Source organism: Planococcus sp. 11815 (assembly GCF_051096385.1).
Taxonomy (GTDB): Bacteria; Bacillota; Bacilli; order Bacillales_A; family Planococcaceae; genus Planococcus; species Planococcus citreus.
The window spans coordinates 2,335,781-2,361,421 of the sequence record NZ_CP096991.1; the positions used below are offsets into that span (position 1 = coordinate 2,335,781).

The 25,641-nt window shown below is 49.0% G+C and carries 23 protein-coding genes; 3 read left to right on the top strand and 20 right to left on the bottom strand.

Translation table 11 applies throughout. The annotated features are described in order from the left end of the window. Positions 1 to 41: 41 nt before the first annotated feature. The 9 genes from M1Q06_RS11900 to M1Q06_RS11940 all read right to left on the bottom strand — a co-directional run bounded on the left by M1Q06_RS11900 (position 42) and on the right by M1Q06_RS11940 (position 10,710). Positions 42 to 1,727, bottom strand: coding sequence for a DUF2334 domain-containing protein (locus M1Q06_RS11900; protein ID WP_434399712.1), 1,686 nt, complete (start codon positions 1,725 to 1,727; stop codon positions 42 to 44). 17 nt (positions 1,728 to 1,744) lie between these two features. Next, on the bottom strand, positions 1,745 to 2,767 hold the full coding sequence (locus M1Q06_RS11905; RefSeq protein WP_434399713.1) for a hypothetical protein: 1,023 nt from the start codon (positions 2,765 to 2,767) through the stop codon (positions 1,745 to 1,747). After that, on the bottom strand, positions 2,764 to 3,996 hold the full coding sequence (locus tag M1Q06_RS11910; RefSeq protein ID WP_434399714.1) for a glycosyltransferase: 1,233 nt from the start codon (positions 3,994 to 3,996) through the stop codon (positions 2,764 to 2,766). Before M1Q06_RS11910 ends, M1Q06_RS11905 begins: the two co-directional genes overlap by 4 nt. After that, positions 3,993 to 4,754, bottom strand: coding sequence for a hypothetical protein (locus M1Q06_RS11915; protein WP_121298019.1), 762 nt, complete (start codon positions 4,752 to 4,754; stop codon positions 3,993 to 3,995). Before M1Q06_RS11915 ends, M1Q06_RS11910 begins: the two co-directional genes overlap by 4 nt. 346 nt (positions 4,755 to 5,100) lie before the next feature. Next, complete coding sequence (locus M1Q06_RS11920) at positions 5,101 to 5,616, bottom strand: hypothetical protein (RefSeq protein WP_434399715.1); 516 nt, start codon at positions 5,614 to 5,616, stop codon at positions 5,101 to 5,103. 86 nt (positions 5,617 to 5,702) lie between these two features. Continuing rightward, positions 5,703 to 6,581 (bottom strand): UTP--glucose-1-phosphate uridylyltransferase GalU, encoded by an 879-nt coding sequence (galU, locus tag M1Q06_RS11925; protein WP_434399716.1) that lies wholly within the window; start codon positions 6,579 to 6,581, stop codon positions 5,703 to 5,705. Between the two features lie 95 nt (positions 6,582 to 6,676). Beyond that, positions 6,677 to 8,041 (bottom strand): YjiH family protein, encoded by a 1,365-nt coding sequence (locus M1Q06_RS11930; RefSeq protein ID WP_434399717.1) that lies wholly within the window; start codon positions 8,039 to 8,041, stop codon positions 6,677 to 6,679. A gap of 36 nt (positions 8,042 to 8,077) precedes the next feature. Beyond that, positions 8,078 to 9,388 (bottom strand): aspartate aminotransferase family protein, encoded by a 1,311-nt coding sequence (locus M1Q06_RS11935; RefSeq protein WP_434399718.1) that lies wholly within the window; start codon positions 9,386 to 9,388, stop codon positions 8,078 to 8,080. Beyond that, positions 9,385 to 10,710, bottom strand: a complete 1,326-nt coding sequence (locus M1Q06_RS11940; protein WP_434399719.1) for a sigma 54-interacting transcriptional regulator — start codon at positions 10,708 to 10,710, stop codon at positions 9,385 to 9,387. The genes M1Q06_RS11935 and M1Q06_RS11940 overlap by 4 nt, the downstream gene beginning before the upstream one ends. Positions 10,711 to 10,925: 215 nt before the next feature. On the opposite strand from M1Q06_RS11940, the gene M1Q06_RS11945 reads away from it, so the two are divergent. Both M1Q06_RS11945 and M1Q06_RS11950 read left to right on the top strand, forming a co-directional pair. Continuing rightward, positions 10,926 to 12,104, top strand: a complete 1,179-nt coding sequence (locus tag M1Q06_RS11945) for a processed acidic surface protein (protein ID WP_434399720.1) — start codon at positions 10,926 to 10,928, stop codon at positions 12,102 to 12,104. Then, positions 12,101 to 12,784, top strand: coding sequence for a class D sortase (locus tag M1Q06_RS11950; RefSeq protein WP_434399721.1), 684 nt, complete (start codon positions 12,101 to 12,103; stop codon positions 12,782 to 12,784). Before M1Q06_RS11945 ends, M1Q06_RS11950 begins: the two co-directional genes overlap by 4 nt. Positions 12,785 to 12,869: 85 nt before the next feature. Here M1Q06_RS11950 and M1Q06_RS11955 read toward each other — a convergent pair whose 3' ends face one another. The 8 genes from M1Q06_RS11955 to M1Q06_RS11990 form a co-directional block, all read right to left on the bottom strand. After that, positions 12,870 to 14,309, bottom strand: a complete 1,440-nt coding sequence (locus tag M1Q06_RS11955; protein ID WP_121298028.1) for a trypsin-like peptidase domain-containing protein — start codon at positions 14,307 to 14,309, stop codon at positions 12,870 to 12,872. 368 nt (positions 14,310 to 14,677) lie between these two features. Then, a complete protein-coding gene (locus M1Q06_RS11960; RefSeq protein ID WP_121298030.1) occupies positions 14,678 to 15,046 on the bottom strand; it encodes a hypothetical protein in 369 nt (122 codons plus the stop codon). Between the two features lie 157 nt (positions 15,047 to 15,203). Continuing rightward, the gene (locus tag M1Q06_RS11965; protein WP_434399722.1) at positions 15,204 to 15,737 is read right to left on the bottom strand and encodes a divergent PAP2 family protein; all 534 of its coding nucleotides are present in this window, start codon (positions 15,735 to 15,737) and stop codon (positions 15,204 to 15,206) included. Between the two features lie 131 nt (positions 15,738 to 15,868). After that, a complete protein-coding gene (locus M1Q06_RS11970; protein ID WP_434399723.1) occupies positions 15,869 to 17,899 on the bottom strand; it encodes a S8 family serine peptidase in 2,031 nt (676 codons plus the stop codon). Positions 17,900 to 18,160: 261 nt separating this feature from the next. After that, complete coding sequence (locus M1Q06_RS11975) at positions 18,161 to 19,834, bottom strand: glycerol-3-phosphate dehydrogenase/oxidase (protein ID WP_434399724.1); 1,674 nt, start codon at positions 19,832 to 19,834, stop codon at positions 18,161 to 18,163. Positions 19,835 to 19,970: 136 nt separating this feature from the next. Continuing rightward, positions 19,971 to 21,473, bottom strand: coding sequence for a glycerol kinase GlpK (gene glpK / locus M1Q06_RS11980; protein WP_101190874.1), 1,503 nt, complete (start codon positions 21,471 to 21,473; stop codon positions 19,971 to 19,973). 19 nt (positions 21,474 to 21,492) lie between these two features. After that, positions 21,493 to 22,326: an MIP/aquaporin family protein gene (locus M1Q06_RS11985; RefSeq protein ID WP_434399725.1), complete on the bottom strand. Its 834-nt coding sequence runs from the start codon at positions 22,324 to 22,326 to the stop codon at positions 21,493 to 21,495. Positions 22,327 to 22,644: 318 nt separating this feature from the next. After that, on the bottom strand, positions 22,645 to 23,190 hold the full coding sequence (locus tag M1Q06_RS11990) for a glycerol-3-phosphate responsive antiterminator (RefSeq protein WP_101190877.1): 546 nt from the start codon (positions 23,188 to 23,190) through the stop codon (positions 22,645 to 22,647). Positions 23,191 to 23,331: 141 nt separating this feature from the next. Here M1Q06_RS11990 and M1Q06_RS11995 point away from each other — a divergent pair, with 141 nt between their 5' ends. Then, positions 23,332 to 24,042, top strand: coding sequence for an MBL fold metallo-hydrolase (locus tag M1Q06_RS11995; protein ID WP_434399726.1), 711 nt, complete (start codon positions 23,332 to 23,334; stop codon positions 24,040 to 24,042). Positions 24,043 to 24,052: 10 nt separating this feature from the next. Here the strand turns inward: M1Q06_RS11995 and M1Q06_RS12000 are convergent, their stop codons facing one another. Genes M1Q06_RS12000 through M1Q06_RS12010 form a run of 3 tightly spaced genes read right to left on the bottom strand, consistent with a single transcriptional unit; the run spans position 24,053 to position 25,583 of the window. After that, positions 24,053 to 24,610 (bottom strand): GNAT family N-acetyltransferase, encoded by a 558-nt coding sequence (locus M1Q06_RS12000; protein WP_434399727.1) that lies wholly within the window; start codon positions 24,608 to 24,610, stop codon positions 24,053 to 24,055. Positions 24,611 to 24,635: 25 nt separating this feature from the next. Then, positions 24,636 to 25,277 carry a flavin reductase family protein gene (locus M1Q06_RS12005; RefSeq protein WP_274624184.1) on the bottom strand — a complete coding sequence of 214 codons (642 nt, stop codon included), beginning with the start codon at positions 25,275 to 25,277 and terminating at the stop codon, positions 24,636 to 24,638. Positions 25,278 to 25,295: 18 nt separating this feature from the next. Then, positions 25,296 to 25,583 carry a hypothetical protein gene (locus M1Q06_RS12010; RefSeq protein ID WP_274624185.1) on the bottom strand — a complete coding sequence of 96 codons (288 nt, stop codon included), beginning with the start codon at positions 25,581 to 25,583 and terminating at the stop codon, positions 25,296 to 25,298. Between the last annotated feature and the right edge of the window lie 58 nt (positions 25,584 to 25,641).

Sequence of the window (25,641 nt, forward strand, 5' to 3'; positions counted from 1 at the left end):
ACAGAGAAATTCTCTGTCCCACTTTCTTTTTCTAAACGCACTCATTGCTTCTCCCAGAACTCGCTGTCCGTTTTGCGTCTGCGGAATTTCTGTGCCACGGCCGCTACGGCAATGATGACGAAGATGGCTAGCGGAATAGAAACCCACCAGAGATCTCTTGTCGTTTGCGCAACAAGAACGCTCATCGGGCGCGAAACTTCGATATCGCCACCTGCTGTTTCGACTACCATACCGTCCACTTCTGTTTTATGATCCATCTCTTTCAAGTCGACCCATTCATACTGATTATATTTTTCCAATTTGGTCATTACTTCATCAAACTTATCGATTCCCAAATATGGATGATAGAAGAACGCCAAGTAACTATCGCTGAATTGGGCAGTATAGTCGGCTTGTTCAATCATTTCATCTACTGCATTGTCATTCTCCGGGTCGATATAACCCAACGTTTCTGGAATCACTTTCATCCCGTGCAGCCCTGATGGCGTTGTTTCATATACTGGCACGAAAGTTCCGTCATAGGTCCGGTCAGAAATTTGGATCTGCCCGACATAGGTAGTGAAATATTTGGAAAGCTCTTTATAGCCGGTTTGCGACATGGAATAATGGGGCGCCTCGAAAGCGATCGGATACAATCCTTCTGCCGTCATTTCATAGACTCCATTGACGATGGAATCGTAAATATGTGTCTGTTCGTATGGCAAACCGACATTCTGGACGAAATCATCGTATTCTTCATCTGAAGCGAAGTCCTCGCGCAGTTTCACTTCGTCATCTTTCGACTGGAAGATCGGCCGGTCATTCTCGACATCCCAATACTCGAATCCTTCCCCTGTCTCATCTTCACGGTATTGATGGATATAGCCATGCTGGATCAGGCTGGCTCCATTTTTTTGCATTTCCTGCAAGACATCCACCAATTCAATCGCTTGGGATAAATGGATCTTCTGGCCAGTTTCGGGGTTCGTATAGACGGGCACAACTGTCACCGCGTACGGAATATTCCGTTCTGCCAAATAATCACCCACTTGCTTGACGAGAACCGGATCGCTTCTTGGATGGATGTCTTCCAGGCGAATCAATTTTTTCGGTTGGGATTTCTCTTCATCAAAAAAGTCGAAAAGCGATTCACCTACAATGTCGCTGATCTGGCCAGTAATCGAGTTGGCCGCGACATAATATAAATTATCGTTTTTAAAGATCAGCGGATATGCCCCGTCTGCTGCCTGCCCTTCGAAAAGAACTTCCATCTGTTCGATACCATTGATGAGCATCATGTCCTTTTCTTCCTTCAAATCGAACATTTTACCATCTCCGCTGACGGAATCAATGTGCCGATAATCTCGGATGCTAAGATCGGGAGCTTCTTTAAAGTACTCAAAATAATTCCCGATAAACATTTTTTTCACGTCGTCATATTGGTCGACAACAAACAGCTCTTCTTCAGTCAATTGCCGTTTCCCAAGCCCAAAGTATATGACGTGCGTGTAATCGCCTTTTACGTATTCTGCTGCAGCTTCCTCAATGGATTGTATGGTGATATCCGAACTGAAATGCCCTGCCAGCATATCCAGAATCGGCACTTCTTCCCTTTGCGTCTGCTCTTCCGCATGGTACAAAATCAGCACTTTCGCTTGTTTGCTGGACGAGTCATCAGCTGCAGCGATTGGCCACGGGCTGGCGGCCAGGAAGGCGAGCAGCAATATGAAAGACAAGATTTTTTTCATCAACAGCGCCCCCTTTCCTACTTCGACTCATCTTCCATCATGAGATGATAATGGATGAAGTCGAAGAAATGCGTTTCACCTTCGCCATTTTCTTCAATCATTTCGGTCGCGCGGACTTTCACTTCTTCAGCAGCTTCCTCTTCACCGATAATCAGAAAATATTCATTCATGAAAAAGTACATCGCCAGCGATTCATAAGTGACTGCTGGCTGCAGGGTCTCGCGGTCGTACCTTCCGTATAACCGGCCTTCTTCTTCCCATTCGGTTTTAAGCCACTCTTCAAAACGCTCTGACGATAACCCGATCCGTTCACGGTTGATCGCTATAAGCAATTGATCTATCGGATGGATTACATCCCCCTTCACATAAACTTCTTCCACCACATCGAAATACTCTGGAAAGAATACTTCATCGGTGTCGACATTTTCCAGTACACGATCGGCGTTCATGTCTTTCGGAACGTCATCTATTAAATAGCTCAAGGTCACTCTCTGTGCTGGAAATTCCACTTCCCAATCATAATAATCGACTGTATAGCCATTATTCGTTTGGATACGGGAAATGGTTTCGATAATCCGGTCTGCGGTTTCCGAGTACTTTGGCTGATCGAATAATTGGTCCGCCTGCCTTAGCGCAGCTGCAATCCGGATATCGTCAATTAACGCATTGACAGTTGCATCCTCGAAAATTAGCCAATTGATAAAAAAGTTATCTCCCTCTTCCACCACAAATTCGTCCATGAGATTTTCGTATTGCTCTGCAAACTTTTCTTCATCTTCCATCATGACCAAATATTCCATATACAAGCCGATGCTCTCGGACAAATATTGCGAATCGGGAGCCGAAGGATAAGCATGGATAAAATTATTTTCGTCGAAATAGGCTTCCGCAAAATCTTCCGGAACCGCTTTTTGCTCCACCGGCTGTTCTTGATCCTCTGGCGCCTGTTGCTCATCTGGTTGAGGCGACGGTTCGCTTGTTTCCTCGCTGCAGGCAGCGAGCATTGCCACACCCATCACCGGCAAGAGCCATTTCCTCATGAATCCACTCTCCCTTTGAAGCGCTGGGTTTTGTCCCAGGCAATCGTTTTTTTGCGCAATTTGCTCCATGTATAAGTGGCAACGCTGCGGATCAGCAGCAAGATGAACAATTGGGCATACGTGAAGTACATGATCAGCACGTACAGCACATTGGTCAACGAAACATTCCTGTCGACGACAAGCGCACTCAAAAGCTGCGCGGTATAGACGATATAGGTCATAAACCAAAGCATCATGAGCGGCGCGCCGATGTTCGGAATGTCAACTCCGGAAATGCTCAGGATGAAAAAGATATCTGAAATCAGCAGCATCAGCACAAAAATCAGGTACGTGAAGAGATGCTGTAAACTGAGCACAAAGGTTCTGCCTTTCCAGTGCGACCAATCTTTCATTGACTTCTCCAATAAATACAAATTGCCGGTAAGCCAGCGTGTCCGTTGCTTGATGAAAGCTTTGAGCGTTTCCGGTTCCTGCTCCCATGTGCGTGAAGTCGGAATGACCGGCAACACGTAACCAGCAGCTGTCAGACGGACCGTCAGTTCGGCATCCTCTGCCAAGGCATAAACATCGTAGCCTCCCAGCTTCTCGATGACCGAACGGCGCAAAAGCATGTTCGTCCCCGCTAGTGAACCAAGTCTGAAAAGTGCCCAGCGCCCGCATTGCATGAGCAATTGGAACACTTGAAATTCAAGCGAAATCATGCGGGTCAAGACATTTGTATCGACATTTTTCGTCTTGACATATCCGACAGCCCCTGCAGCGTTCGGCACTGTCTCTGCTGCCTGGACCAATTTCTCCAACGCATCCGGCTCAGGTTCATTATCCGCATCGTAGACGACAAAATAATCCGAGTCCGTTACGCTCAAGCCGTAGTTCAAGACCCGCGATTTCCCCTTTGGATTGCCGGGCGGCACAGGAATGTAATGGATGCGCGAAAAGACTTCAGCGAATTCCTGGACGATGGCAGCCGTCCCATCCTTGGAACTGTCATCCAAAATGTAAATATCGAGTTTGCCTTCGTATTTCAGCCGCGCCATGGCGCGCAATGTATTTTCAATGACGATTTCCTCGTTGTGTGCAGGGATCAACACGGCCACGCTCGGATAATGTTTGATTTTCGGCGGATTGCGGAACCGCAGCCGGTACCAAACACCGCCGATTGTCACCGCGGAATAGAACAGCAGCAAGATCCAAAACAGGACAACTGTGGCTGTGATGAGTATATTCATATCGCTCTACCCAAAGCACGCGACAATTCATTCAGATTGGACACCTGCTCCTTTCTGACTTCATACGGTGAATCCAGCAAATTCAATTCCTGCTTCACTTTGTCGCGGTAGCGCTCCATCATGAGGCGTACCCCTTCTTCGTCTATATCTTTCAGCAGCAGGTAAATTGACTGGCCGGTCGAGGTCGCCAAGTCGAACTTCTGGCGGATCGTGGCCAACGTTGCTCGTTCAAGCGATTCTTTGATGTTTTGTTGGGTGCGCTTGTTTTTCGTATTGATCGTGATTTCCACGAACCACGCCTCTTCCTGCCGGCGTTCTGTCGTCTTGAGCACCCATTGCGCCTGCTCAGTGAACTCATTGACCGTCAGGATGTCAGTTTCTCCATGATATTTTTGGAGAAGCTGTACTTGCCGGCGCAATTCGCTCGCTTCGTAGCCGATTTGCTTGATCTGATTGAGCAATAGCCAAAAAGACAAGATGAAACCGGTGAATAGCAAATGGCTATAGACATACATGATTTCCAAATCCGGCCGCTGCGTGAAGAAAAAGGCAAATACTGTCAAGAAAACCCCATAGCTCAAAATGATGCTTATGCCGTACAGGAATACATAACGTTCATGAATTAATGTCATAAACAAGATGGATAGCCCCGCCACAAGCAGCATTTCGGTGGAAAAAGGCAGAACCAGCGAGAATAACGCCCAACCGAATCCAAGCACCATCAAAATCAGAATTCCGAGCTTTAAATTATTTTTCATTCCGCCCACCCCATCGTATAGGTTAAAGTACCTGTTATTTATTCCAATATTATAAATATTGAAATATCATAAACCTATACTACTACATAGAGTGAATTTAAACTAGTATAAAAATTATTGTCAGTAATAATATCCTGTGATTCTTTAATTATTATAGGTATTAATATCTATATAATTCTAATTTTCAGATATCATTTTCAGTATGAAGAAAGGCATAATGCGCTTAATTCAAAGCCTATGAAAGCGGATGCAAATATTGGCATTAACTTTTTAAAATCATTTTCGATTTTTATTCAATCTCTATATAAACGCAATAAAAAAACTGCCAGATTGGCAGTTTTTTCTGTTATAAATACGTATACATGACCGGATTTTCCATATTTTTCTTCAAACGTTTAAAGCCATTCTTCTTATAATATGTCCTGATTTTCTTGTTATATGCTTCATCCTGCTTGGAAGTATTCGTATAATAACCCGGAATGACGACCAGCAGTTCTACATCCAAGAACTTCAATTCCTCTAGCATTTTTTGACCGAACGATTCCCCGATGCCTTTGTTTCGCTCTTCCTCAGCTACCTGCAAATCATCAAACACTGCCACCAGGCCAAAGACATCATCGATATCCGGAATATGCTTCAAGTCACGGTAAACATCCCCTAAGCCTTCGGAGATATGCTCTGCATACATGGCCAGTGACTCGAGCGAACTGCGCTGGGGATTGAACAGGTAGAAATGGGCATCCCCGACTTGCGGCTGCTCTTCCTGCCCCTTCAACGTACAATCTGCTTTGCATGCAAAGATTTCAGTCCCCGGCCGCATCTGAATCCGGTAGTCGACGTGGATATCATCTTCTGTAATCATCGAATCTCCTCCTTCACAGTGTCCATTCGGTTGAACATATATCAAGTATGTCATTTATTATCAGAAAATTCAATCACTAACGAAAACTATTCTCTCGCCTTTTCTTCAGCCAGTTTCTTTTCGAATAGGTCAAGCAACTGCGCTTTGAGTTCAGGGCGCTGCAGTGCGAATTCGATTGTCGTTTCGATAAATCCGTACTTTTCCCCCACATCGTAACGTTTACCTTCAAAAGCGAATGCCTGTACCGGGCGGGTCGCATTCAACTTTCCGATGGCATCGGTCAATTGGATTTCCCCGCCAGCCCCCGGTTCCTGCTCTTCCAGCAAACGGAAGATTTCCGGTGTCAGGACATACCTGCCCATAATGGCGAAATTAGATGGGGCGTCTCCAGGCTTAGGTTTTTCGACGAAATGGCCGACTTTCATGAGCGGTCCTTCGGTTTTGGACGGGGCAATGATGCCGTAACGATGGGTTTCATCCTCATTTACTTCCTTGAGCCCAATGATCGGGCTGCCTGTCTTCTCGAACTGCTCGATTAACTGGAGGAGCGCCGGGGGATCGTTTTGAACGATATCATCCCCGAGCAGCACCGCAAACGGCTCATCGCCAATAAAATGCCGCGCCGACCAGATGGCATGCCCGAGGCCGAGCGGCTGTTTTTGGCGGATGTAATGAATTTCCACTTCTGAAGTGGCAAGAACCGAATCAAGCATATCGAGTTTTCCTTGTTCTTTCAGGATATGTTCAAGTTCAAAAGCATGGTCGAAATGATCTTCAATGGCACGCTTGCCTTTTCCTGTGACGATGATGATACTCGTGATGCCAGAGGCAATTGCTTCTTCGACGATATACTGTATGGTCGGCTTGTCGACAATTGGCAGCATTTCTTTCGGCATCGCTTTGGTCGCCGGCAAGAAACGGGTACCCAGGCCCGCCGCCGGGATGATCGCTTTTGTGATCTTCATGGACCTTCCCACCTTTCCTAATGCAGTCATTTACTTGAGAGTATAGCATTGTTTCCAGAAAGCAAAAAAGCCTCCGCCGTGGCGGAGACTTTTGTTTAAACGAAAAGATGTGCGAACAATACGATGATTGGCAAAGTGATAGCTGTGCGCAAAAGGAAAATGACAAGCAGCTCCCAGAACTTCACCGGAATATTCGATTTTAGGATCAAGATGCCGATTTCCGACATATAAATCAATTGCGTGAGCGACATGCCGGCAATGACGAATTTCGTCAAATCGCTTTCGATGCCGCTGCCGAGCACTGCCGGCAAGAACATATCGGCAAATCCGACCAGTAAAGTCGGCGCCGCTTCAGCCGCTTCCGGCAAGCCCAAAAGCGTCAGCAGCGGAATGAGCGGATAAGCGATGATGCGGAAAATCGGCGTGTATTCTGCGATGACCAGTGCAGCCGTACCGAGCGCCATGACCAGCGGAATCAAGCCAAGCCAGATATCCATGACCGTGCCGATGCCTGACTGAGCCAGTTTCTTCCCGCTTGCGGCTTGGCTCGCTTTCAAGCGTGCGGCTTCAAATCCCCATTTGACCAAGGAAGCATTTTCCGGAACGCTGTCGTCGATTTGTTTACCGACGCCTTCCCGGTATGTATCGGTTTTACGGGACAAAGGCGGAATGCGCGGCATGATGACCGCTGCGACGAGGCAAGCGACCGAAACCGCCAGATAGAACGGCAAGAACAAATGGCCGATGCCGATGACATTTGCGACGACTAGGCTGAACGCAACAGAAGCGATTGAGAACGTCGTCGCGATGACGGCAGCTTCACGTTTCGTGTAATAGCCTTCATCGTATTGCTTCATCGTCACTAATACCCCGACAGGCGCAGCGCCCATCCAGGAAGCCATCGCATCGATCGATGAACGCCCCGGCAATGTGAACACCGGGCGCATGATTTTATTGAGCAAAGTCCCGACGAACTCCATCAAGCCGAACTCGACTAGAAGCGGCAAGAGAATGCCGGCAAACAAGAACCAGGTCAACAGTACCGGAGCCAAGTCGTACAGCACGACGCCCCCTGTGTTGCGGGAAGCGATGGCTTGCGGGCCGATTTCATAAAAGGCCATGATGCCAACCGCAAATCCGATAAAGCGAATCGCCAAGCTGACGGGCCCAACGATGAAAATCGGGCGAAGCATATCGGAATTTCGGATAATACCCGGTTTTGCGACTGTTGCCGCCAAACCTGCGAATGCCGAGAAGCCAAGAAGCACCAAGATGAATCCAGGAATCCACTCTCCAAACGTCGACAGCAGGAATGAGGCAAGAATACCGACCCCGATCGTAATTTGCCCGTCATAGGACACAGGCACCAAAAACAATAATGCCCCGATCAATGATGGGATAATGAATTTCCATGTAGCAGATGGCGATAAGGCCTGTTTCTCTTTTGGAATGCTGGTCATGAACGTTCCCCCCTTTTGTATATTCCCCTTCGTTTGTTACTGTAAGTTCGCTAATGCCTTGTCCAGTACTTTGATGCCTTCATCAATCTGTTCTTTAGTGACCGTCAGCGGCGGGATCATCCGGATAACCTCTCCCGAATTACCGCATAGATAGAACAGCACCCCTTGCTTCAGGCAATCATCCAATACCGTCATGACCGCTTCGCCGTCAGGACGCTTGGTTGTTGGATCCATCAATTCAATGCCGATCATGAGCCCGACGCCCCGCACTTCGCGAATGGCTGGATGTTTTTGTTTCAGCTTGTCCAACTCTTCTAAGGCATAAGCACCGAGCGTCTGCGCATTTTCCAATAGCCGCTCTTCTTTCAGCACTTCGATCGATGCAAGCGCCGCAGAACAAGCGAGTGGATTGCCGCCAAATGTCGTGCCATGCGTGCCGAGCGGCCATTGATCCATCAATTCTTTCGATGCCACCGTCGCACTGAGCGGGAGCCCGGCGGCAATGCCTTTTGCGACAGCCATGATGTCCGGCGTGACCCCAAAAGTCTGTGCGGCGAACCAATTGCCGGTGCGGCCGAAACCGGTCTGTACTTCATCGAATATCAACAGGATGCCGTGGCGGTCGCAGATTTCACGCACTTTCGCCAGCCATTCTTTTGGCGGGATGATATAGCCGCCTTCCCCGAGCACCGGCTCTAGAATGATGCACGCCACTTCTTCCGGCGTCACTTGGTGATTGAAGAGCTTTTCCATATCACGCTCCAGTTTCTCCGGGAAAAAGACTGTCGGATCTGCACCTTCTGGCAAATCATCCGGATGCGCATAGGGCAATTGGTAGGTCAGCCACGATGGCTGCATGTGCTTGCGGTACTTGCTTTTCGACGTGGACACGCTGAGCGCACCCATCGACCGGCCATGGAAACAGCCGGTGAACGACACGACGTACGGGCGTTTCGTGACGTATTTCGCAAGCTTGATGCCGCCTTCGATCGCTTCTGTCCCGCTATTGGCAAAAAAGAAGTTATCCAGTTTCCCCGGCATGATCTGCTGGAGTTCATACGCCAGCTTCAAGATCGATTCATAGATGATGACGCCGGATGGGCCGTGGATCAAATGGTCCGCCCCGTCTTTGATTGCCTGGACGACTTTCGGATGGCGATGCCCGACATTCTCCACCGCGATACCTGAGGTGAAATCGAGGTAGGTGCGCCCATCCGCCCCGTAGTAATAGCAACCTTCCGCTTTTACGACCGGCAGATTCGGGTGGTCTTTCGCCATGCTCGGCGCCAACAAATTGCCGATGGAGTTCGTCATTTCCATCCATCCCTGTGTTTGTTTTGTTGTCATAAGTCTTCATCCTTTCCTGTTGCGATAGCATGTTTTTTCAGTTTGCGCACGACGGAGGGCTGGCTGATGCCAAGCCTTTCCGCCATTTCGGTCGTCGTTCGGTAGCGTTTCTTGGCGTTTTCCAACACTTTTTTCTCAACTACATCAAGCAAATGCGGCAGTGTGCGGCCTTCAAGTTCGATGCCGACTTGCTCATCTTTTGCGGGACGGTAACTTGCCGGCAGGTCTTCCAGGCAGATGTCACCGTGCTCGCTTTCAAGATAGCCACGTTCCAGTACATTGCGTACTTCCCGGAAATTGCCTTTCCAATCCAGTTGAAGCAAATGGACATATGCCGGGTCTGTCAGTTTTTTCCGAGCCCCATATTTATCCCCCAGTTCATCGATTGTCCGGGTCAAAAAGGCTTCCAAATCCTCCGGCCGTTCGCGCAGCCCTGTAAGTTGAATCAGCGAGACATGCAATAAGTAAAATAGGGCCTCGCGGAACCTTCCTTCCTGCATATGCTTCTCCAATGAAGTGTCGCTGATGGCGATCAGCCGGATGTCACGTTTTTCCGCAAGCAATTTTTCAAGCATCGACTGCGTACGGCCTGATAGCTGGTCAATTTCGTTCAAAACGAGCGTCCCGCCTTGTGCCAGGCCGAAATAGCCACCTTCGCCTTCAAATGATTCAACGAAGATTGTTTCCGGAATGGCACCACAGTCGACTTCGATAAAGGCTTCATCCTTTCTCGCGCTATGCTGGTGAATGAGCTTGGCAAACATGCTTTTTCCGGTTCCCCGAGGGCCTTCGATTACTAAAGAAGCATCGTATTCTGCCAATTTCAACGCACTGCGCAGCGCTCGTTCGGACTGTACGCTTTGGGCGATGACCCCGTCGACTGATAATTGCCTGCCGCGTAAATACGCCAACTCCCCTTTGACACGGTCCATCTCTGTTTCCAGGGATTCAAGATATTCTTTTATGATCATCAGTTCTGATACTTCATAGGAATAACTGATGACGTATTCCACTTCACGTTGTTCATCGAATACCGGCATCCCCGTAATGAGCATTTTTTTACCCGTCGCAGTTTCCTGAACGAGCACCAGTTTTTTCTTTCGCTCAATGACAAGCGGCGTGACGGCTGGCGTAAAGACGCCTTCCTGCTCCAACTCATAGATCGAGCGGCCAAGCAGTGCAGCCGGTTCCAATCCATAATGCAAGCCGCTCATTTCCGTTACTTTAATGATGCGGCCTGCCCGGTTAGTGATGATGATATCTTCATCGTGCATGGCCATGACTTCTTCGATAGCGTCTGGCACCAGTAAATGTCGGTGCATGTTTTCACCTCATTTATTCATTATTGTATAGACTATACGATAATGAATAATCGAAAAGCAAGATAATTCGAACAATTATTTCTTTTATCTTTAAAAACCTAGCTGTTACATGAAAGGAAAAGCAAGTTATAATCTAATAGACCTATTCTAAAAGTCATGATTCAAGACTATACTATTCTAGATATTCCATTTATTTCACATATAGGAGGATTCAAATGAAAGGTGCGTTAACACTTATTACTTCCCTCTTACTGGCTCTTGCGATTGGAACAGTTCCGGCGTTCGCCATTTCAGAGGATGACCGCGGCTTTAACCGCTTATTGACAGAAATCGGCTGGGAAAAAGCGGATTACATCGATTATTTGGACAGCAAAGGCTGGACGCTGGATGATTTTTATTCTTCCACCGATCTCGGTACACCGCTAACGGAAGACGGCATTGCACAAGTTCTGGATACATACGAGCTGACACGCGTTGAATTGAACAGCCTGCTGGAAGAGTTCGGCGATCTCGATGCAGGTGTAGATGTATTGGACGGGGACTTCATTATTTTCATGGAAGAACTGGAAGAATCGGTAGACTTCTATTTGACCTATCAAGAAGATTGGACACCGATCACCGAAGCGAACTTAGCTTTATTGCTTGAGGATTTCGGCTTTGCTTCCAAAGAAGAACTGGAGGAATTCCTTAACTTATTCGATGATTCAATCGCCAATTATGAATTCATCGAGGACTTGGAGAGCTCCATCATGTTCTATCAGGAAGACTGGCTGTTTGACATGGATTTGGAGGACGTATTCGCTGAATTCGGCTTGACTGAACAGGAACTTGAGCGCCTCGCTCAGCATTTTGAAACGCTTGATTACACGAATCCGGAATTTGAAGAACGGTTGATGGAACTCAGCGAGCGCATGATGGCGATCGAGGAATTCTCCACGGTGACCGAATTATCCGCCGAACAAATCGCGGAACTCCTGTCAATCTACGACGAATTCATGGAAATCTTCGAAATGGAAGCCAAGTACTATTTCGTCAAAGGCGATGAGAAAAAAGAGATGAGCGTCCAATCTCTCATTTCCCTTGAGTCGACGGACGGCTATGATCTGTTGATCGAGCTGTACAATTTACAAGGCGACTTTCTGGCAAATATCCTGTTGACCGCTGATATGTTCGGATCTGACCTCATTGTCGATACCGGAAAAGAATTGGAAAACAGCACACCGACGGTTATACCGCCGCCTAAAAAGCCAGCTGATAACACGAACCAAACCGTCAAAGGCGGAAAACTGCCAAAAACAGCCAGTGACTTCGCACAAAACGCGGCTATCGGGCTGGGCTTTATCGCATTCGGTACTTTGTTGTTCAGACGCACACGGGTGAAACCCACATCATGAACAAAAAGCGAATTTCCTGGTTGATGACAATGGCGGCAGCCGGAATGATCGTCTTTGGCCTATGGTTCAGCGGCACACAGGCTGCCACTTTCGCAAAAGGCTATTTTCTATACAAAGCTGATTCAGTCTCCGCAGAGGACTTTGCGCTCAAACTGCAGACGACAAATGCCGAAGTTTCATTACCGGATGCTGCGCCGAATGAATCCCCACAGGCTCCAATCGAAGAAACTAAAGAAGTAGCCCAACTCCCGAAAGACATCCAGTATCCGACAGATCCACAAATCGGCGACTTGATGGGTGAACTGATCATCCCGAAACTCGGGGCCAGCCTGCCAATTATCCATGGCACCGATGAAGACGAATTGGAAAAAGGCGTTGGCCATTATGCAGACAGCGTCTTGCCCGGTCAATCCGATAACTCAGTCTTGTCAGGTCATCGCGATACGGTGTTCCGGGAACTCGGAAAAGTCGGCAAAGGCGATGAATTCATCGTTAATACCGCTGATGGCACGTTTACCTACCGCGTCCGCCAAGTGCGCATCGTCGATGAAGACGACCGCACTGTTATCGTCCCGAAACCGAGGGCGACATTGACGGTCTCGACGTGCTATCCTTTTGATTTCGTCGGCTATGCGCCAGAACGCTATATTCTCGTAGCTGACCTCATCTCGAGCAGCTAAACGAAAGACCGCAGCTTCCCAAAAGGAAGCTGCGGTCTTTTTGCATTCATTTAAAAAGCCCTGAATTCTCATTCAGGGCTTTTTACTATTCCACGTTGACGATATCGGAAATATAGAAGAATCCGTAATCATCCATGACGATCGTATAAACTTTCGTTCGTTCCTGCACCGACCAATTGCCTTCCGCGTCCTTGAACTCAAACGCTTCTTCCGTATAAACAAGGGCATGGTCTTCCTTGATTTCAATGTTGGTGATATCAAGTTTATTGAAAATATGTTCCATGTCTTTGCCAGCGATCTGGTCGATATACTCAATCATGCTATTGTAAATATCGCTTTGGTAGACCAGCAAGTTCTGGACATAATAGAAATCCTCTTCCTGCAATGCCAGTTCGTAAAATTCCTGGTAGCTCACGACAAATTCCGTCAATGATTCTTCCGTGAATTCATGTGTTGTGCTGTAATCGAATTCGTAGTTTTCGTCTTCGTAGCTGCTATCAAAATCGTCGTAGGCCGGGAAGATCTTGGCGACCGCTTCACGGCTCATCGGATTTTTCGCCCATGCATCCAATTGGTCATACATCGAATAGAGAGGGATGGAGAATCCGATTGAATCCCCTTCAGGGAATAACAGTGAGTTGATGCCAATGACTTTTCCTGTGCCTGCGTCAAGAAGCGGACCGCCGCTTGAACCTGGCGCAAGGGCAGCATCAATCTGGTAAATATTTTCATACGTGAATTCCTGGTAGAAATCACGGTCGATGCCAGTCAAATAACCCATTGACGCGGTATTTTCAAAACCGGACGGACTGCCGAGCGCGATGACTTCCGTGCCGACATCGGTTGCTGCCATTTCCACTTCCAAAGGCTCGATGCCCGTTAAATTATTTACTTGGATCAAGGCAATATCGGATTCAGCTGAAATACCGACAACGGTTCCTTCATGGTCCTGCCCATTGATATTGCGCACGATGACATCTGTATACCCTGACACAACGTGCGCGTTCGTCACGACCATGCCCGTTTCCGTAAACAGGAACCCGGATCCTTGGCCGCCTTCCGTCAAGATGGTGTAGACGCGTGATTGTGCGTCTTTAATGATGGCCGCTTTGTCTTTTTTCTTCGGCTCGACTTTTTCTTCCTGGTCGGAAGGGTGGGTGATATTTTCTGCTTTCGTCACCGTGCCTTCTACCGGTTCTTCAGACGACACTTGCGTTTCCGGCTCTTCTACCGGCATTTCTTCTTCCACCGGCTCTTCTTCCACCGGTTCTTCTTCAGGCACCTCTTCAGGCACTTCTTCAGACGCTTCGGTGTCTTCCTGAGGCAATGCCACTTCCGGCTCTTCCTCACCTAGCAATTGCCCTAATCCAAATCCAAGCCCCAATAACACGGCCAACAACACGAGCGCATACATGAATTTATTGCGCTTCGGTTTGCGTTGCTTTCTTGTGGCAAGCGGCGCTCCGCAATTATCACAGAACTTTGCAGACTCATCATTCATCGTGCCACATTTTGTGCATTTCATAGCTGTACCTCCTGCCGGACATTATTCATCCCCGAATTTTCTTCATTATAAACCTTAGAACGCCAAACCTCCACCTTAGGTTGCCTTTGTAATATTTTGTCCTTATTTGGTAATAAATTTCAAAATTCAGAACTTGTTTTTTAGGTCTTTATAGGTACTAAAATTGCTTAAAGCCCCGTTTTCCCTGCTTCCATCAGAAAGCGGATAAATTGACCGTCTCGTTCTTTTGGGAAATGCTTTTGGGATAATCGCATAGGAGATTAGAACTTGCCAGCTTCAACATCTTGCTGCAAAAATAATCTCCACTAAAAAAAGCAATGCCTCAGCATCGCTTCCTGTACTCGCTTCTATTGCACGCTTCAACAAGTTCAGCGGACATCGATCCCTGTGACCGCTTCCTGCAGTACCAACACGTCGCTGAATAGCTGGGCATCGGCTTTTCCGCTTGCTTTCGCTTGTTCGTTGACACGCTGCAGCAGTTCATCCAACTGTCCTTGAATCTCTTGATACTCTTCAATCGTTAATGTGCTTTTGCTGTCTACATGCTGTTCTAGCTGTTCCAATTCTTGTTCCACATCGCCATGAGGGCCCAAACGTTCGATCACTTCGCGCCCCGGTTCGTGCTTTTTGCCGCCTGTTGAATTCTCGCTTGCAAACGTCACCGGTTCAAAATGCGCCATAAATACCGTCCCAAAAACGAGCGCCGAAAGTGAAATGTTCAGAGCAGAAATCTTCAAATGATTTTCCTCCTTCGAATTGGTCTGCTTTCACTCCTAGGCTAACCGATTTGTCCGTCTTCGTAACCCCTTTGGCGACAGTCTTCACCAACACTTAACAAACTTTACATTCAGTTTCAGCGCAAAAGAAAAAGCCGCCTAAGCAGCAGCTTTTTTCTTATCTGTAATCTGCACGGGTCATGCGACCATTGTATGGCAGCCGTTTTTGCTGTTCCAAATCACGTTCACGATTCTCGATCTTTGCGGCAACGATGCCAAGCAATGTGCCGAACGCAGCCCCTGCGAACACTTCGATTGGCTGATGGCCGAGCAATTCCTTCAACTCTTTATCGCGCTCCACAAATTCAAAGCTCGGAAACTCCCCGGAAATTTTCGTGAAGCTGTCCTCGAGGTCATTGACCAAACGCGCAATTTCGCCTGTATGGCGGCGTATGCCTTGCGCATCGTACATGACGATGGCGCCGAATACGACTGCCAGTGCCGTTTCCGTGTGGCGTGCACCTTTATTGGAAGCGACGTATGCGGCGAGTGCCGACACACCTGCTGAGTGGGAACTCGGCATTCCACCTGTCGTAAAGGCTTGCTGCCAATCCCATTTCCCTGCCACCACTTTATGCGTGACGATTTTCAATCCTTGTGCGATGCTGATCGCCCCGAGTGACGTGATCATTCCGCGGTTCATCTTTCTCATCTTTTCATCCTCCAATACAGTAGCTGCTGCGGCTTATGCCGCCTGATAACTCCCTTTACCCTGAAATCCCTAAAGATATGTAAAGGCAGGGAATTTTTTTGAGGAACCGCTTAGAAAAGCGGATTTTCCGTTTATTTTAATTGCAAATCAACTTCAAACTTCACATCTGGCGTGATAGCGCCTTTGCTGCCGAAGATTGAATACGCCGGATACGAAGGAAGCAAACTTTTCGTAGGGGAAGGAATCGAGTTCGCTGCGGTCAATAAAATCGGCGCGTCTTTTTTAGCCGCAAGTACCGATCCCGCTAAAGCGTCCGGGAAGTTCGTGCCGGTGGCGATAAAAGCTTTCTGTTTCCCCATCGGCAAGCCTTGGTTGATCAACTTGCCGGTATCGTAGCGGCTGGTTCCACCGTACCGCTTAGCGCCAGGCAACTGGGCCATAACGGCATTGCTGACCGCGCTTGTGCCTCCGGTGACAATCGTCGAATCTTTACCGGCTAGGGCAGCTTTCGTTTCTGCCGGCAATGTACCCGTCCGTGTCAGCAAAATCGGAATGCCATTTTTCGCTGCATAAGGGGAAACGGAAAGAACATCCGGGAAATTCTGGCCGTTGGAGACGACTGCCCGGTCACTCGTAATCTTTTTAGCAATCAGGGCGGCCGTCTTGTAGCGCGTCTTGCCGCCAATGCGGTCGACATGGGCCACCAGCTGGCCCACTTGCTGTTCAACAGTTGCCGATAACGCCCCGTTGCTGCCGAGAAGAATAGCTTTGCCGGGTTTCAAACGACGGATTTCAGCTGCTGCTGCCGGGTGAAGGGCATCCCCTTTTGTCAGCAGGATCGGCGCATTTTCTTTGTAGGCAAGCGGACCACCTGCCAATGCATCAGGAAAGTCAGTGCCTGTCGCAATGATCACTGTCGAAGCCGAGCTCCATCCGGCTTTGGAAATGGCAACCGCCGTATCATAGCGGCTGGAACCAGCCAATCGGTCCGACCAATGGCTTGCATCCAAAGTCAATGCACGGTCTATATTAAGGCGGCCATGGCCGTAGTAGACATCTTTTCCAGCCGTCCCAAGGTCTTTTGCAGTCAGCATCAAACGCCCTGCGATATCGGTATTGCTGAGTTTCGGTTCATTCGCCTTCAGCAGCGCTGCAGCCCCCGAGACGATTGGCGTGGACATGGAAGTTCCGTCCATTCCACCGAATGATTGATCAGGGAATATGGAAAAAACACCTGTTCCCGGCGCAGCAATATCGATCGTTTTGCCGAAATTCGAGAAATTGGAGCGCTTGTCCGCAGCATCAGTTGAAGCGACGGATAGCACTTCTTGATATGCTGCTGGGTAGTAAGGGGAACTGATGCCATCGTTGCCGGCTGCTGCCACGACGAGAACATTTTTGGAATGTGCATATTGCACAGCTTCTCTCAGGACGTTCGTGTCGGAATATGCCACTAGGCTCATGTTGATGATGTCAGCCCCGTTATCGACTGCATGATAAACGCCAGCGGCAACGTCCGAGATAAAGCCATCCTCGCCATCGAATACATCAATCGGCATAATGCTCGTCGATGGTGCCACGCCAACCCCGAATAATTCATTGTCCATGTTTCCGGCGATAAGCCCGGCTACATGTGTCCCGTGGACCTCTACACTGACGCTTCCAGGTTTTCCAGTGATGATATTGAACGGGGAAACGATGCGTCCTTTCAGATCGGGATGCAGCAAGTCAAATCCATCATCGATTATCGCCACAAGCACATCGGCTTTACCGGTCGTCTTATCCCAAGCGGATTCTGAACCGATGAGCCGGTGGTGGTATTGATACCCTGCATAAAACGGGTCGCCCGGTATGGCGGCCAATTCCACTCGATAGTCCGGCTCGACGTATTCAATATCGCCTTGCTTGGAAAGCTCCGCCATAAACGATTCCACGCTCTGCCCTTGCGGCACTTCGAGTGTGACGATTTGCCCCTCGCCCGTTTTTGCTGTTGCGACTTTCTGTGCAGCAGCTGCACCTTCCATAGCGGCTTGTTCCCGCAATTTAACGATGACCCGGTCTACCGGGTTTTCTGTCGGTCCTTGCGCTTGCGCCGTTGTGCCAATGCCGATCAGAGAAAGGGCTAATGTCATAGCCGCCAATACTGTAGTTGTCTGTTTCATGGTCATTCCCCTCACATTCCCATAGTCTTTCCACCCTATATTTTCTGATAATTCAAATAGTTATTTACAAAAATTATACGACCTTTCCTGACAAATGCCTAGACAATGTAAAAATTCTTTTGAATTTCGATAAAAAATGGATATTAATCTCTACCCTTCGAAACCCATCTTTTAGCACTAATGGCATAAGTTTTATTTTTTTAATCAAAAAAACAGTTCCTTGTCAAATGGATGACAAGGAACTGCTACAGCAATTAGCACTTATTTACTTAATTCGGATACCGGGGTTGGAATGACAGCTTCGTGAAGAAGGATCTCCAACTCTTCCGTATAACGCGTTTTCTGTTGGGCTGTCCAATTGAATACGCCTGCCATGTAATCCGCTGCGGCTTCTTTATGGGCATGTACCCAGTGGATATCGAAATAAAGCGCGCCTGTACGGCGGATGAAGAAATCGACCGGCTTGCACACAGCTTCCGATTCGATGCCGTATTGCAGCATTGCATAGACGAGTGGATCGAGATTATGCTCAGCGGCATCCGCCACCCCGTCTTTATAATGGCGCAACACATGGTCGACGTTCGCGCCGTAGCGGTTGACGAGCAATTCCATTGCGTCTTCCGTAAGACCGAATTTGGCCGCACGTTTCAAGCGATCGGCTTTGAATGTTTTAAAGCCTTTCGATCCGCCAACTTCCCCGCCGGACAGCGCCATTTTTTTCGTGGATACTTTCTTGAAAGCAGTACCGTATTCCTCTTGAAGTTGCTTGGTGACTAGATCCATGATGCTTTCGCCCATTTTCCGGTAACCGGTGAGCTTGCCTCCGGCGATTGAAATCAAGCCGGAATCCGACACGAAGATTTCGTCTTTACGGGAAATCTCGGATGGGTCCTTGCCTTCTTCGTGGATCAGCGGGCGCAGTCCTGCCCAGCTGGATTCGATATCCGCAGCTGTAATCGCCACGTCCGGGAACATGAAGTTAACAGCTTCTAGCACATAGTCACGGTCTTCCGTCGTCATCGTTGGGTGCGCGATATCCTGTTTGTATACCGTATCGGTCGTACCGACATAAACTTTGCCTTGGCGCGGGATGGCGAATGCCATACGGCCGTCCGGCATGTCAAAATAAATCGCTTGCTTGAGCGGGAAGCGCGATTGGTCAAATACCAAATGGATCCCTTTCGTCAGCTGCAAGGTTTTGCCTTTTTTCGATTTGTCTTCTTCGCGCAATGTGTCGACCCACGGGCCAGCTGCATTGACGATTCTTTTCGCGAAGATTTCGTGGATTGTGCCGTCAAGTTGGTCTTCGGCTACTACGCCGACCACTTTGCCGTTGTCGTAAAGGAAACCTTTCACTTTCACATAGTTCATCGCAAGTGCGCCCTTTTCAACAGCTTTTTTCATAACTTCCATTGTCAAGCGTGCATCGTCCGTTTTGTATTCAACGTAATACCCAGCGCCTTTCAAACCATCTTGTTTTACGAGTGGTTCGCGGCGGATCGCTTCTTCGCGGGAGAACATTTGGCGGCGTTCGCTTCTTTTAACCCCTGCGAGGAAATCATAGACACGGAGGCCGACGTTTGTGCTGAGTGGGCCGAATGTGCCGCCTTTGTGGAACGGCAGCATCATCCATTCAGGTGTCGTGACGTGCGGCCCGTTTTCATAAACGATTTCGCGTTCTTTGCCGACTTCTGCGACCATCTTCACTTCAAATTGCTTGAGGTAGCGCAAACCGCCGTGCACGAGTTTCGTCGAACGGCTCGAAGTTCCTGCTGCAAAATCCTGCATTTCCACGACGCCTGCACGAACGCCGCGTGCTGCGGCATCGAGCGCGATCCCTGCTCCTGTAATACCTCCACCGATGATCAATACCTCAAGTGGCGCCTGTTTCATTTGTCCATAAGTTTCTGTACGTTTTAAGCTTGAGAATTTCATTCTTAACCGACTCCTTTTCCAATATATTCCATATTAAAAAGAGAGACCTGTACACAGCCGCAGATTCGCATCTGCTGTACTGGCATGGTCTCTCCTCGTCTCCGGCCATTTATCTCTCGGTGATTAACTTGTAAGTTTAGTTGACGGGCTTGAATGTACGAGTCGCGGCTACCGCATTCTGCCAGCCTGTATACAGTCGCTCGCTTGTTTCATCGGACATTTCCGGCTCGTAAGTTTTATCAAGCTGCCATTGTGCGGCAATCTCGTCTTTATCTTTCCAGAATCCTGTAGCGAGGCCTGCCAAGTAAGCAGCCCCGAGCGCCGTTGTTTCTTGGATGCGTGGGCGTTCAACAGGTACGTGAAGCAAATCCGATTGGAATTGCATCAGCATATCGTTGCCGACTGCACCGCCATCGACGCGCAAAGTCTTCAATTCAATCTCTGCATCTTCTATCATAACATCTACAACGTCTTTTGTCTGATATGCGAGCGCCTCGAGCGTCGCACGAATGAAATGTGCTTTTGTCGTGCCGCGCGTCAAGCCGAATACAGCGCCTCTCGCATCGGTATCCCAGTACGGGGTACCGAGCCCGACAAATGCCGGAACCATGTAGACACCGTCCGTCGAGTCTACTTGTTGTGCAAACTGTTCGCTCTCCGGTGCCGTCTCGATGACCTGCAGTCCGTCGCGCAGCCATTGGATGGCCGAGCCTGCGACGAAAATACTGCCCTCGAGTGCATATTCGACTTTGCCATCGACGCCCCAAGCGAGTGTCGTCAGCAAGCCATGTTCGGATTCGACTGCTTTCTCACCGGTATTCATCAACATGAAGCATCCAGTTCCGTAAGTGTTTTTCGCCATGCCTTTTTCGAAACATGCTTGACCGAACAAGGCTGCCTGCTGATCGCCTGCGATTCCTGCGATCGGCACTTCATGGCCAAAGAAATGATAATTGATGGTATGTGCATAAATTTCGGATGACTGGCGAACTTCCGGCAGCATGCTCTTCGGCACTGTCAGGATATCGAGCAGTTCATCGTCCCACTCAAGATCATGAATATTGTACATGAGCGTACGGGATGCGTTGCTGTAATCCGTGATATGCGTCGAACCGCCAGACAAGCGGTAGACGAGCCATGTATCGATCGTGCCGAACATCAAATCGCCGTTATCCGCTTTTTCTCTTGCGCCTTCGACATTGTCGAGAATCCATTTCACTTTCGTGCCTGAGAAGTACGCGTCGATCAAAAGGCCGGTCTTCTTGCGGAATGTATCGTTCAATCCCTGGTCTTTCAACTCATTGCAGATGCCGTCCGTTTGGCGCGATTGCCAGACGATCGCTTTATAGATCGGCTTGCCTGTATTGCGGTCCCAGACAACCGTTGTTTCACGTTGGTTGGTGATACCGATGCCTGAAATTTCGGATGGGTCGACGTCAGTTTTGCGCAATACTTCTGCGATACACGCAAGAACGGACGTCCATATTTCATTGGCGTCATGCTCGACCCAACCCGGTTTCGGGAAAAATTGCTGGAATTCCTGTTGGCCTGTCCCGACTATCTCGCCGGCATGGTTCAGCAGGACCGCCCGGGAACTGGTTGTTCCTTGGTCGATCGATAGAATATATTTTTTACTCACTGGAATCTCCTCCGCTAACTTATGAAATGGTTTTTTCTCTTAATTGCTTGGCTTTCACTCGGCCATTTTTCAATTCTACACTGGCTGCCCCGATAAATACCAGGAAGAGCACTGCACTCAATGCAAAGAACGGCAAGCCGAAATCTCCTGTAAAGATCGCTTTATAGAACACTGCCCCATAAATACCGCCAAATGCAGGTCCCACAATCGGCACCCAAGCATAGCTCCAGTCAGATGGGCCTTTTCCTGGAATCGGCAACAAAGCGTGGGCGATACGCGGCCCCAAATCACGAGCAGGGTTGATTGCGTATCCTGTCGTGCCGCCGAGCGACATGCCGATCGCGATGATGAGTGCGCCGACGATCAACGGGTTCAAGCCTTCCGTGAAATCATTGGCTCCGATGAACAACAAGCCCATGACCAAAACGAAAGTCCCGATGATTTCACTGATCAAGTTGGAAAACGGGCGGCGGATCGCTGGAATCGTTGCGAACACAGCAAGTTTCGATTCAGCTTCCTTTGTTCTATCCCAATGCGGAAGATAGTTGAAGAAGACAATAACAGCACCGATAATTGCCCCAAGAATTTGGGCGGCAATATAAACCGGCACCTGCGACCACGGAAATTCACCGACAAACGCAAAGCCTAATGTGACTGCTGGATTCAAATGCGCCCCTGAAAAATTCCCGACCGCATAAACACCCATTGTTACCGCGAGCCCCCAAGCGATCGTGACGACGATCCATCCTGCATTCTCCGCTTTTGAATCTTTTAAAACCACACCTGCTACAACACCCGCACCAAAAATGATGAGAATCATTGTACCGATTAATTCCGCTAAAAACATTGTCATTTTCCCTACACCCCTTTTTCAGATCCTCCGCTTGTATCGAACCTGTCGAATGACAAGGCACGCTTTCCAGCAGAATTCCCATGTATAATCAAGGACTAGCCACAAAAAATCCGCACCGAACGAAGGCCCGATAAACTGGGCCTTGTCCGATGCGGATCTCTTTTCTCCTGCACGGTCCTTAACTTGTAAAATCAATTTAGCAGTTTTTGAAAACGCTGTCAACAATTAATTGGGGCTTATCTGGGAGTGATGGAAATTGAAAAAAATCGGTACGCACCCTCTCTGAAGAGCGATCGCCGATGAATGGGCTTTACAAAATCAGGTATCCCACAGTTCTGGCTGGGATGTCGAGACGGCCTCCGCCCCGCCTTGGTAGGCAAGTTCGATATCTTCCCTTGTGCGGATCAAGCCGCCTGCAATGATGGGGATGCCCGTCCGTTCGTGCACTTCTTTGATGATTGACGGGATGAGCCCCGGCAATAATTCGATGTAATCGGGTTTTACTTGATCGATCAAGCTTAAATTATGTTCGAGCGCATGGCTGTCGAGCAGGAACAATCGCTGGATCGTCGTCAATTTATTTTTCTTCGCAAGAGCGATGACATTGCTTCTTGTCGAGACGATGCCATCCGGTTTCACTTCCCGGACCAAATACTCAATGCCGTAAGCGTCCGTTTTCAGGCCTTGAATCAAATCGGCATGCAAAATCACTTTCTTGCCAGCCTTCTTCGCAGCCGCAACAAGCGGCTTGAGCTGGGCAAGCCGGACTTCCAGGAAAATGATGGTCTCCTGGTCACTGGCAAGCAGCCGTTCAAATTCCTTTAGGTTACGCATGACAGGCACTACGCCTTTTAACTTAACCAACAGATTTTCCTCCTCCGTTAAAAAACAATCTACGGACATTATGCGCCAGCTTTGTTTCCTGCACAACTATTTCCCCCCGGCTTCATTTCACCAGCCAATTGCGATAAAATGGCAGTAATCATCCAAAAGGAGTTGGCGGTCATGCGAGTCAAGAAGGTGCAGAATGTTTATCAACTGGCTTTTATGCCTACAGTGTTTCCGGTAAATTGTTATTTGGTCGAAGAACAGGAAGGCTTGACGCTCGTCGATTGCGCTTTGGGTTTCGCAGCCAGGGACATCGCGCTGGCTGCAAAAACCATCGGCAAACCGATTACAGAAATCGCGCTGACTCATGCCCATATCGATCACGTCGGCGCACTCGATGCTTTGAAAAAACAGTTCCCCGAAGCGCAAGTCTCCGTCTCGGAAAGGGAAGCGAAAATCCTTTCGGGGGATAAAAGCACTTCGCCTGAAGACGCAGGCAAACCCGTCAAAGGCGGAATCCCGAAAAATATCCAGACGACACCCGACCGGCTGCTGAAAGAAGGCGACCGGGTCGGGTCGCTCGAAGTCGTCTTGTCTCCCGGGCATTCTCCGGGCTCCATTTCCTTTTTCGATAGACGTTCGGGCGTCCTCATCGCGGGAGATGCCTTCCAGACACGCGGAGGCACCGCAGTTTCCGGGACATTCAAGCCGCTGTTCCCGTTTCCGGCGATGGCGACATGGGACAAGCGTACAGCGCTCGACAGCGCCAAGAAATTGACCTTGCTGCAGCCGAGCTTTCTCGCTGTCGGACACGGCCGCCTGCTTGATCATCCTGTGCGCTTCATGGAACAAGCAATCCGCGATGCCGAACAAAAATTAAAACCCTAGCCATAAGTGGCTAGGGTTTCTTCTGTTTCAATTGCTGGCGACCGACGCGCATAAACCAGACAGGCCGCGTGATTTCCGATACTTCCTCCACACGCCGGACGATTTCAAACCCGACTTTTTCGTAGGCACGGATCGCCGGCTTGTTGCGGATATCGGGATCAGTAACGCAGCACGTCACCGAGCCGTCGCGAAACACCACTTCCTCTAAAAAGCGCCGGATGATCGCTTGGCCAAAGCCTTTGCCGCGATAGGCGGGCGACCCGATAAGGATATCCAGGCCAGCTGCACGCTGTAATTCCTGAAACTGTTCACTGCCCGGATAATCGCTCCAGCGAAATGTCTGGATATAGCCAATTGGTTGCTCCAGATAATAGATAAGATACGGTTCAGTCGGATCCCGGCCTTTGATGCTCCCGACAAATTCGCGCACAAATTCCCCGTAAGTTCCATTATAGCTATATCCCCAAAACCGGTTGATCTGTGGCTCTTTCGTGATCCATTCGTAAAGTTGCGGCAAATGTTCCCGGCGCAAACGTTCGAAACTGACATGTTCAATTTGCAAGGCCATGAAGCATCCCTCCCCGTGGTCGCGGCTACTCCCGGTCTTTATCTACCGGCGGCCGCAAATATTCCTCCAAATGCTCATTCGGCAACGAAAACATCGATTCTACAGGCGAATAATTCCCGGCAAGCCGACCGATCGGCGCGAGCTTTTTCGTATCGATACGTCCCTTATCATATAATTCATCCTGGATGTGATAACGCAGCACTTTGCCGATGACGAGATGATCGTCGCCAAGCGGAATGACCTGCACCAGCTCACATTCCATGCTGACGGGAGATTCTTTCACGCGCGGCACTGAAACCACTTCAGATGACACAGGCGTCAATCCTACGTATGCGAATTCATCGACGTCCGGCGCGACATGCTCGCCACTTCTCGCCATTTCATTCGCGAGTGGTGCGGAAACGATATTGACGACAAACTCGCCCCGCTCCCGGATATTCGTCAAGGTGTCTTTCACTGTCCCTGCCCTTGCCTCGACCCCTTCACCGATTGAAAAGATCAGCATCGGCGGATTGCGCGAAGCGACTGTAAAAAAACTGAAAGGCGCCAAATTCAACTCGCCGCCCGACGAGACGGATGAGACCCAGGCAATCGGCCGCGGCAACACGCTGCCGATCAGCAGTTTATAATTTTCCTTGCTCGTTTGTTGTGCAGGATCGATGATCACGAATGTCCACTCCCTTTTCTATTCCTCCGAACCGTTCTGCTTCGAATGGTCAATCGATTTTTGAAGCAAATAGCCGAACAGTGAGATTCCCGCCAAATACGGCAGGATCATCATGCCGAAACCGGTCCCGAACTCTTCCATAGTTCCCGTAGCTTGAAGATACAGCCCCCAAGCTATGTAAAGTACATACCCGACTGCCACGAAACCAAGCCAGATGTATCGCTTTAGCCACCATGGCAGTAATAGCGGCGCCAGCAAAAATACCCCCAATTGGATGTGGCCCATCCATTCATATACAAACTCCACCACTTTCACGCTCCAGCCTTTATGAAATCATCAAGCCCAATCTCCAGCGTCGCCCAAC